This window comes from Arsukibacterium sp. (assembly GCF_036735525.1).
In the GTDB taxonomy this organism is placed as follows: Bacteria; Pseudomonadota; Gammaproteobacteria; order Enterobacterales; family Alteromonadaceae; genus Alishewanella.
Genome location: NZ_DAINOE010000018.1, coordinates 37033 through 47500, shown reverse-complemented (window position 1 = coordinate 47500; position 10468 = coordinate 37033). Strand labels below are relative to the sequence as shown.

General features: G+C 52.9%; 9 protein-coding genes. 5 read left to right on the top strand and 4 right to left on the bottom strand.

Annotation, left to right across the window (positions count from 1 at the left end):
• Together V7D78_RS05640 and V7D78_RS05635 are read right to left on the bottom strand one after the other, a co-directional pair.
• A partial coding sequence (locus V7D78_RS05640) for a transporter substrate-binding domain-containing protein (protein ID WP_333607462.1) occupies window positions 1-710 on the bottom strand: 710 nt, incomplete at its 3' end.
• Window positions 711-831: 121 nt separating this feature from the next.
• Complete coding sequence (locus tag V7D78_RS05635; protein WP_333607461.1) at window positions 832-2652, bottom strand: glycoside hydrolase family 3 protein; 1821 nt, start codon at window positions 2650-2652, stop codon at window positions 832-834.
• Window positions 2653-2813: 161 nt separating this feature from the next.
• Between V7D78_RS05635 and V7D78_RS05630 the strand changes: the two genes are divergently transcribed.
• From V7D78_RS05630 to V7D78_RS05615, 4 genes are read left to right on the top strand one after another with little or no spacing between them, the layout of a single operon-like run.
• Complete coding sequence (locus V7D78_RS05630) at window positions 2814-4370, top strand: sodium:solute symporter (RefSeq protein ID WP_333607460.1); 1557 nt, start codon at window positions 2814-2816, stop codon at window positions 4368-4370.
• Window position 4371: 1 nt separating this feature from the next.
• Window positions 4372-5256: a BadF/BadG/BcrA/BcrD ATPase family protein gene (locus V7D78_RS05625; RefSeq protein WP_333607459.1), complete on the top strand. Its 885-nt coding sequence runs from the start codon at window positions 4372-4374 to the stop codon at window positions 5254-5256.
• Complete coding sequence (murQ, locus tag V7D78_RS05620) at window positions 5253-6176, top strand: N-acetylmuramic acid 6-phosphate etherase (protein WP_333607458.1); 924 nt, start codon at window positions 5253-5255, stop codon at window positions 6174-6176. Before V7D78_RS05625 ends, murQ begins: the two co-directional genes overlap by 4 nt.
• Window positions 6173-7402, top strand: a complete 1230-nt coding sequence (locus tag V7D78_RS05615) for an exo-beta-N-acetylmuramidase NamZ family protein (protein ID WP_333607457.1) — start codon at window positions 6173-6175, stop codon at window positions 7400-7402. The genes murQ and V7D78_RS05615 overlap by 4 nt, the downstream gene beginning before the upstream one ends.
• A 24-nt stretch (window positions 7403-7426) precedes the next feature.
• Here the strand turns inward: V7D78_RS05615 and V7D78_RS05610 are convergent, their stop codons facing one another.
• Complete coding sequence (locus tag V7D78_RS05610; RefSeq protein WP_333607456.1) at window positions 7427-8221, bottom strand: copper resistance protein NlpE N-terminal domain-containing protein; 795 nt, start codon at window positions 8219-8221, stop codon at window positions 7427-7429.
• A gap of 153 nt (window positions 8222-8374) precedes the next feature.
• Here V7D78_RS05610 and V7D78_RS05605 point away from each other — a divergent pair, with 153 nt between their 5' ends.
• Window positions 8375-8926 (top strand): NADPH-dependent FMN reductase, encoded by a 552-nt coding sequence (locus tag V7D78_RS05605; RefSeq protein WP_333607455.1) that lies wholly within the window; start codon window positions 8375-8377, stop codon window positions 8924-8926.
• An 87-nt stretch (window positions 8927-9013) separates the two neighbouring features.
• Here V7D78_RS05605 and V7D78_RS05600 read toward each other — a convergent pair whose 3' ends face one another.
• A complete protein-coding gene (locus V7D78_RS05600; RefSeq protein WP_333607454.1) occupies window positions 9014-10453 on the bottom strand; it encodes a M14 family zinc carboxypeptidase in 1440 nt (479 codons plus the stop codon).
• Window positions 10454-10468 lie beyond the last annotated feature (15 nt).

Genomic DNA, 10468 nt, shown 5'->3' with positions numbered 1-10468 from the left:
GGCATCGCCTGCCACTCGAGCAGTTGCTGATCAATCAATACCAGCAAATCGGTGGTGCGCCCGGCGGCACTGGCAAAAAATAATTCACTGGGTTGAAACCGCCAACTGCTGGCTTCAAGACGATAAAAGTGGGCTTGGTGTTCACCAAAATATTGGTTTGCCGCTAAAGCATCGGCATTACCCATGGCTACCTGCACAAAAGCTTCGCTAATTGAAGGCACGGCTATTAAAGTAGCATCAAGCTGCATTGCATTAAACTCTTGTTGCAAATAACTATGCTGCACTGAGCGGTCCAGCACCACAATGCGCATACCCTGTAAATCTTCGAATTGATTAATCGACACACCGGGTTGATGATAAAAATGTGACCAACTGAATATGACTGGTGTTTGATGAAATTGAAATTGCTCAGCACGATCTTCTGTAAAAGCGATATCCGGTAATAAATCAATATCGCCAGACTGCAGTAAACTCAGACAATAGGCCCAATCGCAGACCACGGTTTTAAGACGCCAGTTTTGCTGACGGGCCATCTCCATTAGCAAGTCGCCAAAGATCCCCGAAGGACTTCCATTAGCTGCAATCGTTAATTTAGGTGGGTTTTGATAAACGCCCACCACCACCTCCCGTGATGGCGGATTATTGGCCAGCACTGTATAACTGGCTAAAAAGCACAGACACAGCAACCAGCTCATTAAACGTCTACTCATGTACCCCTATCCTGCTTTACCCCATACATCAACGGTCACTTTTTGTCTCCAATGATTACTAGCTAGCATAGCAGTAAATATCTGGTTGCATCGAACGGCCTCAGGAATAGCAGCTAAAAACTTACTTAATCGCTTCCACAGTAACCGGTAACTGACCAGTAGCGCTAATCTTGCCCAGCAACACTTCTGCTAATGCCTGATAAACCACACCTCGTGGTGTCTGCCCTGGCGCCTGCTCGGTATGATAGGCATAGCTGGCTAATACCCAATCAGCATAAGGTGCGTAATCGGCTATCTCATAGGGTGAGCGCAAGCTGATAAACACTGTGGGCTTTTGCAACGCGGCCCGCTGTTGCAGCAAGGCCGCAAATTGCTGTCGTTGCTGCTGATAGGCGACAGCCAGAGACATGCCGGGAGTCAGATCATCCATACCACCCATTTCAACCAGCGATTGCATCGGCGAAATAAAACCGCTTATCAATAGATCAGCAGCAGCCACTTTTGATTTGGCCGTTGTCATATCCAGTTGCTGCAAACTTAATATCTCAATTAAAGGGGCTGTGCCTGGCTGTTGGGCTAACAGCTGCTGCAAGGCATGCTGTAACGCCAGAGCCTTGCTGGTATCGGGCATTAACAGCAGCCAGCGCTGACCGGCCGCGGACCTTAACGGCAGTGCCGCTTCGCCTTTTACCACGGTAACAGCGGCGCGGGCTAACGCCAGTTCAGCAGCGCGGTGTTCGCGCTGCCCCAGTACCTGCTTAGCCTGCTTTAGCGCTTCGGCTTCAGGCTCAGTACCAATGCGCAGTTGTTGTTTCGCCTTGCGGATCCGCGCATAAGAGGCCACGACCTCAGCGGCGTCGAGTTGTTGTTGCGCCAGCGCCGCTTCTAATTGCGCAATTAACTGTGGCAAGGCCGCCAGTTCAGCCGGGCTTTGCACTTTTAAGGGCATTAAAGCGATATCGGCGCCCGCAGCAAAGGTGGCCACTACTGCCTCGGTCGGGCTGAAAAAATGGCTGATACCGGCCATATCCAGTGCATCAGTTACAATCAGGCCCTGATAATTCAGCTGCTCGCGCAAAACGCCGGTTAAAATGGTGCGCGATAAGGTAGCCGGTTTTAGCAGCGGCTGGCCATCCTTAGCAATAAAAGTACTGCTATCCAACGCCGGATACTGAATATGTGCGGTCATGATCATGGCAGGCTGCGCATCAAGGATAATACGGGCAAAGGGGTAGAGATCAATACGGCTTATTTGCTCTGCGCTATGATCGACCCGCGGCAAGCCTAAATGGCTGTCGATATGGGTATCGCCATGCCCCGGGAAATGCTTCAGCGCCGCCAGCACGCCCTGCTGTTGCATCGCTTGCGTATTGGCGCTGCCCAGCTCAGCGACCCGCTGCGCATCTTCACCATAAGAGCGCACGTTTATCACCGGGTTTTGCGGATTCACATTGACATCTACGGTGGGCGCAAAGTTAACATTAATGCCCAGCGCCAACAGTTCAATAGCCAGAATACGGCTAACCTCGCTGGCAAAATGGCTGCCATGCTCTGCATAAGTGGCGCCAATGGCCATATTGCCACTAAAAGAGGAGGCCCAGTGCCGCGGCAGACGGGCAACCCGGCCGCCTTCCTGATCTATGCCAATAAACAGGGGTAGCCCCAGGCTCGACTCAGCTGCGGCCTGCTGTAATTGCCGGGTTAGCCGGATGATTTGTGCCGGCGTTTGCAGGTTTTCCGCAAATAAGATCACCCCGCCTATATTGTGCTGGCGTATCAGCTGAAATAACTCTGGGGGTAACTCAGTCAGCGGAGTACGGCACTGGCCTGCGGCCACGGGTTCAGCACAATAATAGCGTAAGTCCAGCATCAATTTTTGGCCAAACATAGCGGCAACATCAGGCGCAGCTGTGGCCATATTCCCTAGTACGCTGTTGCTCATAAGGACACCACAGCACAATAAGCTGCTACGCAGCCAGCTTGCCCATGGTTTGCGCCACGCATTTTGCCTCTGCCACACACTGTTAACTCCTGTTATGCTAACGCTCTTGGCCAGACTTAAACTCACACCGGCACGACGATAGGGTACTAAAGGCGCTTAGTATGCAATTAACAGCATTGGATTGGACAGTTTTTTTTGGCTATTTTTTGCTATTGGCTGCGCTATCTGTATGGGTCAACCGGCGCCAGGCACAAAACAGCCAGGATTATTTTTTAGCCGCCAACAAGATGCCGGTGCTGTTGGTCGCCATCTCAGTGCTGGCCACCTCGCAATCTGCCGCAACCTTTCTGGGTGGGCCCGATATGGGCTTTCGTGGCAATCTTAGTTACCTCAGCAGCAATATCGGCGCGCTGCTGGCGGCTGTCTTTGTGATGAAGCTGCTGATCCCCCGTTACTATGCCAGTCGGGTGACGACCGTCTATGAACTGCTAGAGCAACGTTTTTCAGCCAGCGCCAAAAACCATGCCGGCCAGATGTATTTGTTTGGCCGGGTATTTGCCAGCGGTGCGCGTCTTTATATGGCCGCACTGGCAGTGGCCATGTTGCTATTTAATGATATTGCTGCCACCAGTGTGATGCAGTCAGTATTATTGCTGGCCGTAGTGGGTTTAGTCTGTACTATGGCCGGTGGCATCCGCTCGGTTATTTATACCGATGCGCTGCAATGTGTGGTCTATATTAGTGCGGCTCTGGTGGTATTGGGCTATTTGTTTGTCAGTTTAGATTTGCCCCTGGCGGTGATATGGCAAGCGCTGGCAGAGCCTGGAGGCGATGCTGGCTCCAAATGGTTATTGTTTGATTTGCGCCATGATTTTAGCAGTGCCGGGGTCTTTACGCTGTGGTCAGCACTCACTGGCTTTGTGTTGTTAAATATCGCCGCCTTTGGCCTGGATCAGGATATGACGCAGCGGGTGTTAACCTGTAAAGACGCCAAAGCCGGGTCCAGGGCTTTGCTGAGTTCAGTGCTGATGGTCATTCCGGTGATGCTGCTGTTTATTGTCATCGGTTTTTTACTCTATTTGTTTTACCTGCGCCCGGATTTACACCAGGCCGGGGGTGAGCTTAGCGCTCAGTTTCAGGGCGAGTCGGTCACAGTTTTTATGGCTTATGTGCTTAATGAGCTGCCTTCTGGCCTGCGTGGTCTGGTGGTGGTGGGTGTGATAGCGGCGGCCTTATCTACTATTACCTCGGGTTTAAACTCTATGTCATCGGTGATGGTGTCCGATTTGTACCAGCCCTGGCGGCTGGCACGGCACCCCGAAACCCCTGCCCGGCATTTTGTCCGCGCCGGGCAACTCGGCATGCTGCTTACCGCCACGGCGTTATCGCTGATGGCGGTGCTCTGCTATTATTGGCAGCGCTATTCCGATATGCCATTGCTGGCCTTTGCGCTTAGTGTGATGGTGTTTTCTTATAGCGGCTTGCTGGGCGTGTTCTTTACCGCCTTGTTTAGCCGCCGTGGCAATCGTTATACTGTTACTGCGGCGCTTTTAGCCGGTTTTATTGTCACCCTGCTGCTACAGCCCTATGTGCAAACAAGCTTAGGCTTTGCAGTAACCGTCGATCTGGGCTTTACCTGGCAACTTTGTCTGGGTACGCTGGTGGCCTTTCTGATTTGTGTCAGTGGACGACCACTGCCCATCCAACAGGAGTCATAGTATGTATCTGCTGGCGGTAGATGGCGGCGGCACCAAAACCCAGGCACGTTTAACCGCTGCCGACAGTGGCCAATGCTGGTACGGTAGTGGTGGTCCGGCGCAACTGACCAATAATTACGCTTTGGCGCTGGCCAATGTCAGAGCCTTGTGTCTTGAGCTATGTCAGCAAGCGGCCATTGATTGCTCAGACGTGGTGGCCGTAATGGGCCTGGCCGGTGCCGGCAACCCGAAATTACATCAGGCGTTTACTGAGCAACTGGCCCTGCCCTTTGCGACCTGGCAGCTAACCACCGACGCCAAAATCTCGCTGTATGGTGCCAACTTAGGCCAACCGGTAGTCGTGCTGGCACTAGGTACCGGCTCAGTGTCTATGCGGCTGGAGCAGGATGGCGCTGAACATCAGGTAGGCGGTTGGGGCTTTAATATTGGCGATGAGGGCGGTGGTGCCTGGTTGGGCCGCTTAGCCGTGCGGCAACTGTTGTGGCAAGTTGATAGTGATCAGGGCATAACATCACCCCTGTGTCAGTCGCTGGCCAGGCACTGCGGTCAAGGCCCGCAACAATTATTACCCTGGTTAAAGCAAGCCACTGCCAGTGATTTTGCCGCCTTAGCACCGCTGGTATTTGAACATCAGACAGATCCACTGGCACAGCAATTACTGATGCAGCAAGCACAAGCCATCAGCGCCCATCTTGATTGCTGTCAGGGCCAGCGGCAATTGCCGGTGGTGCTGCTGGGTGGTCTGGCTGAGCGTAGCAAAGCGATACTTAAGCCGGCCTTGCAGCAAGCGATAGTGCCGGCCAAAGGCAACGCACTGGACGGTGCCACCCTGCTAGCCCGCCAGTTGCTGTTACAGCAACAGCCTGAGCTAAGAGAGATATCATGACGATTAAACCCCAGCTGTTAGCCCAGTTAGCCAGCATGACAACCGAAGCCCGGCATCCGGATAGCGCGCTATTGGATACCTTAACTCCGTTACAGATGGTAACGTTGATTAACCAGGCCGATCAGCAGGTCGCCCACTGCGTCAGTCAGGCCTTGCCGGCAGTGGCCAACGCAGTAGCAGCAATAGTGCAGGCGTTTGCGACAGGTGGCCGCTTAATTTATCTGGGCGCCGGTACCAGTGGCCGGCTGGGCATTCTGGATGCGGTGGAATGCCCGCCTACTTTTAGTGTGCCGCCCCGCCAAGTGGTCGGGTTGATCGCCGGCGGAGCCTCAGCCATGTATCAGGCGGTAGAAGGAGCTGAAGACAACCCGGAACTGGCCAAAGCGGAGCTGCAGCAACTGAGGCTAGCCCCCGCTGATATACTGGTCGGTATCGCCGCCAGCGGCCGCACGCCCTATGTGTTGGGAGGCCTGGCCTACGCCCGCAGCCTGGGTTGCCGTACCGTTGCCATTAGCTGTAATGCCGATGCCCCTATATTGGCAGCGGCAGATATCGCCATTTGTGCCGAAGTAGGCCCGGAAGTGCTGACCGGCTCTACCCGCATGAAAGCCGGAACCGCCCAAAAAATGCTGTTAAATATGCTCAGCACCAGTGCCATGGTACTCAGTGGTAAGGCCTATCAAAACCTGATGGTCGATGTTAATGCCACTAATGAAAAGCTGCTGGCCAGGGCGGTGCGCATAGTGATGCAGGTCACGGACGCTGATGCTGATCAGGCGCAGCAAGCGCTGCAAGCCTGTGGTATGAACGCTAAACTGGCCATAGTGCATATCCTGACTGGCCAGCCAGTGGCGCTATGCCAGCAACAATTAGCCGCGCAGCACGGCTTTGTGCGCCAGACACTGAAGGCACTGCAATGAGCCTTGTGTTGACAGTCCGCTATTGTCGCTTAGCGTGCGCCGCCTTAAGCCTGTGTTTGGCCGCCTGCACCCCGGCGTCAATTCCAGCAACGCAAACTGAGGCCGCCACAGCCGTTGCCGCTTTGCCAGGCGAACCGCCACTACCAGGCGCAGCACAACTTGAGCGTTACCTACCGCTGTTACAGGGTAAAAGAGTGGGCATGCTGGTCAATCAAACCTCAACCATAGGCCAGCAACATCTGGTGGATGTACTGCTAGAGCAACAGGTGAATATTGTCAGTATATTTGCGCCTGAGCATGGTTTTCGCGGTAACTATGATGCCGGGGCTGTGGTCAGTAACAGTGTCGATAGTCGCAGCGGTTTGCCGTTATGGTCTCTCTATGGTGCTAATAAAGCGCCCAGTGCTGAGCAGATGCAACAGTTAGATCTGGTGATTTTTGATATTCAGGATGTCGGGGTGCGCTATTACACCTACATCAGCTCTATGCATTATTTGCTGGAGGCCGCAGCAACACATCAGGTTGAAGTACTGATCCTCGACCGGCCCAATCCCAATGGCCGCTATATCGATGGTCCGGTGCTGGACCCGGCGTTTCGCTCCTTTGTTGGCATGCACCCGATACCGCTGCTGCATGGCATGACCGTCGCTGAGCTGGCGTTAATGATTAAAGGCGAGGCTTGGATCACCAACGCTGAGCAACTGTTGCTTACCGTGATCCCGGTCGCGCATTATCAGCGTCAGCAGCCGTATTCACTGAGTATTGCGCCCAGCCCGAACTTGCCGAATGATCAGGCGATCGCGTTGTACCCGTCACTGGGTTTTTTTGAGGCCACACCATTGAGTGTCGGCCGCGGTACGCCCTTTGCGTTTCAGGTGCTGGGCTATGATCAATTCAGTTTGGGAGACTTCAGCTTTACGCCGGTGTCGACACCGGGTGCGGCCTTAACGCCGCCGTTGCAGGACAAACGGGTAACAGGTGAGGATTTACGACAGCAGCAGGCCGGCGGGCTGGATTTAAGTTATTTAATACGCTGGCAGCAGCTGTTTAAACAACAGCAGCAACCCCTCTTTACCTCGCCGCAATTTATGGACCGGCTGGCAGGGACGGATCAGTTGCGGCTGCAAATAGAACAGGGTTGGAGCGAACAACAGATCCGGGACAGTTGGCAACAGGCGCTGCAACAGTTTAAGCTGCAGCGCCAGCCTTACTTATTGTATCCTTGAATATGCTTGGCGTCACAGAGCTGCTTACTCGCTTGGAGCCACCGCCAAAAAGCGCGCTAAGGGTGCCATACGGGCTTTGTTTAAACTCAGTACTTCTGCTGCCAGGCTAATGTTATCTGCTGTTTGCAATACCTGCATAAATTCTGACTCATAGGACGCATCAGCACAGGCTTTCATGGTCGAGGCTAACTGACTCAAACTCAGGGATAAACCTTGCTGCTGATAGCCGCCCATAAAGTTATTACAGCCATTATAGCCATGTACCCGGCCATCAGCAGTGAACTGTATAAAAATACCGCTATCGGCTGCCACGGCTGCCCCCATTAATTCGGTTAATTGCCAGCGGGTGCCACTAAGCAGGCTTTCGCCGGCAGGCTCGGCTTGCTTGCTAATGCGGTATTGCTGTTGCAGTGGCCCGGTAATCAGTTCACCCTGCTGATCTAACTGCCTGATGCCCTCTTCCTCGACCCGCCACAGCCAGATTTCTGCATTATCGGTGTGTAACTGAATACGGTTACCATCACTGAGCCATTCAAAGCGGCCGGCCAACTCAAATAGCTGCTCATCGCGCCCCAGATATTTCAGCTTTAGTTGGTATTGCCCATCCTGATGTAACCACAGCTGGGTATCAATACCTTCGCAATCAGCACAAGGCAGGACACCCTGATAATAGCCCGACCAGTCCAACGCTAAGCGGCTGTTATGGGCCGGATCGGGTGATACTGCTGCCATATCAACAGGGGCTTGCGGCGCAGCAGGTTTTTCACAGCCAAAAAGGCTGACAAGCGCCAACATAGCGACTAAGGTTCGTATAAGCATAGATTCTCCAATCTTTATCTGTGGATAGTGTAATGATATTTTATGGGGTGAAATCAGTATAGCTTAGACACCAATAGCTGGCTGGACGCTGAATGTTTCAGACTTTACCCAATCAGTTATTGGCATTCTCTTTAAACCAAACAGGAGTCAACTATGACCATTAATGTATTGGCGATCTGCGGCAGTTTGCGCGCCAAATCGACAAATCGCGGTTTATTACGTTATGCCCAGGCCAATGCCCCGGATGGCATGAAAATTCATCTGGCCGATTTGCTGGATATCCCGTTTTACAATGCAGATTTAGCCGATAAAACAGCGGCGTTAGAAAAGCTGTTACAACAATTTGCGCAGGCGGACGCGCTGTTGTTCGGTTGTCCGGAATACAATTACTCTTTGGCACCGGCTCTTAAAAACGCGCTGGACTGGGCGTCGCGCGAGCCTGACAACCATCTCCTCAGCGGTAAAGCCGTTGCCATTATGGGCGCTGGTGGTGGTATGGGTACCTCACGCGCCCAGTATCACCTGCGCCAGGTCTGTGTTTATCTGAACCTGCACCCGCTTAATCAGCCGGAAGTTTTTGCGAATGCCTTTAGTGGCGCCTTTGACAATGATGGCAACCTGCTGGACGAAAAAATTCAGGCGAATGTGCGCAAGCAATTAGAGGCGTTACACAGCTGGCTGCAGCGGCTTCAGCCCAGAGCGTAATAACAGCCCTGAGCGGAATAGTAGCCCTGGCGCATTAACGCCCTGAGCGTAATAACAGCCCAGAGCTGATAAAGCGCCCTGAGCTCATCAGGTACCCAATGGCGTCAGCTGTTTCCCTGCTGGCACATCAATCAGCTGGCCATTAATCAATGCCAGCTGCACGCCTTGGTCATTTACCAGTAAAAAACTGGCCTGCTCGCCTAACCGCGGTTCATTACCGGCCAAACGCCCCGGGTTTAGCACCACAGGAAAACCACTACGGTTTTCTAACAAGGCGGCCTTGCCGCTAAAGTGGCTATACCCCTGCGCCAATAAGGTTAAATAGGCTTCAGCGGTTAAGGTCAGCGGTTTGCTCAGCTTATAGGCCTTACCTGCCTGATACTGCAAGCCGCTGGCGTCATATTCGTGGTAAGCCGCATGCACCGATAAATCGCCAATTTCATCTATGCTGGCCTGGCGATGAGATTCCAGCTGCAGATTTACCGCAATATCCACGGTAGCGGGATGCTCAGACACTTCCAGTTGCACCTTGTGCAAGATCAGATCTTTCATACCATTGCGGCGGTTAAACGGGATCGCTTCGTAATCTGCCAAAGCGGCCTGGCGATAACTGCCGGTATTTATCGCATCTATAAATGCTATACACATCATTAAATTAAGGCGGCGGGCTACCTGACGGTTATCATCAGCACGGTGACCACCGGCTTCCACCAACACGGTACTAATGCCTAGAGAAGCAAAAGTATCGCCAAAAGAGCGCGGTGAAAAAGTATCATCATAGCGGCCTAAGTGCTGTGGAATACTATTATCTATCAAAGGTTTAACATGGGCAATCAGCTGCATGGCGGCTTTGCGGCTGTCATTGATATCACGGGCTTCATTATATGCCGGTGCCAGTAACGAAATAGTAGCCGGATTGGGATGCGGCCCCGCAGCATGAAAGCGATTTTGATCATGCAAATTAAAGCCGTACTTAGGTTGCAATTGCTTGCCCAGCTGCATCAGCAGGCGTCCTTCCGGGCTTTGTAACGCCATTGCATCACGGTTGATATCTATACCCTGGGCATTGACCCGGGTATTGCGCTCGGCGCCATCAGGGTTCAGCATCGGCACCAGATGCAGGCTGATATTGTCCATCCAGCTGTCACGCCACCCGGCATTAGCCTCGTCTGTAATATATTTAAGTAAATCAAACAGCGCAGCGGTGGCAGTATGTTCATCACCATGCATTTGCGACCAGGCCAGCATACGAGTCTCACCGCGGCCTAAAGTTAACTGATAAATCGGCCGGCCCTGCACCGATTCCCCCAATTGTTGCACCGCCACTAACGGATGCTGCTGGTAATGGGCAATTAACGGCGCGATATCGGCCAGTGTCAGTTGCGGCTTATTCAGGCCCGCTTGTTTTTGCTGGGCAAATTGCTCTGGGGTCATGGCATGGCTCACAGTACTTAAGCTAAAAACCGGGCTAAAAAACAGGCTAAAAGCCAGCATATAAACTAACTTAGATGTCAGGCGAAATTGCATTTTTACCTCGTGATA

Excerpts from the sequence above, each read along its gene's own strand:
- V7D78_RS05605 (WP_333607455.1), top strand. The coding sequence starts at position 8,375 with ATGACCATTAATGTATTGGCGATCTGCGGCAGTTTGCGCGCCAAATCG.
- V7D78_RS05635 (WP_333607461.1), bottom strand. The coding sequence starts at position 2,652 with ATGAGCAACAGCGTACTAGGGAATATGGCCACAGCTGCGCCTGATGTT.
- V7D78_RS05610 (WP_333607456.1), bottom strand. The coding sequence starts at position 8,221 with ATGCTTATACGAACCTTAGTCGCTATGTTGGCGCTTGTCAGCCTTTTT.
- V7D78_RS05625 (WP_333607459.1), top strand. The coding sequence starts at position 4,372 with ATGTATCTGCTGGCGGTAGATGGCGGCGGCACCAAAACCCAGGCACGT.
- V7D78_RS05600 (WP_333607454.1), bottom strand. The coding sequence starts at position 10,453 with ATGCAATTTCGCCTGACATCTAAGTTAGTTTATATGCTGGCTTTTAGC.
- V7D78_RS05615 (WP_333607457.1), top strand. The coding sequence starts at position 6,173 with ATGAGCCTTGTGTTGACAGTCCGCTATTGTCGCTTAGCGTGCGCCGCC.
- V7D78_RS05630 (WP_333607460.1), top strand. The coding sequence starts at position 2,814 with ATGCAATTAACAGCATTGGATTGGACAGTTTTTTTTGGCTATTTTTTG.
- murQ (WP_333607458.1), top strand. The coding sequence starts at position 5,253 with ATGACGATTAAACCCCAGCTGTTAGCCCAGTTAGCCAGCATGACAACC.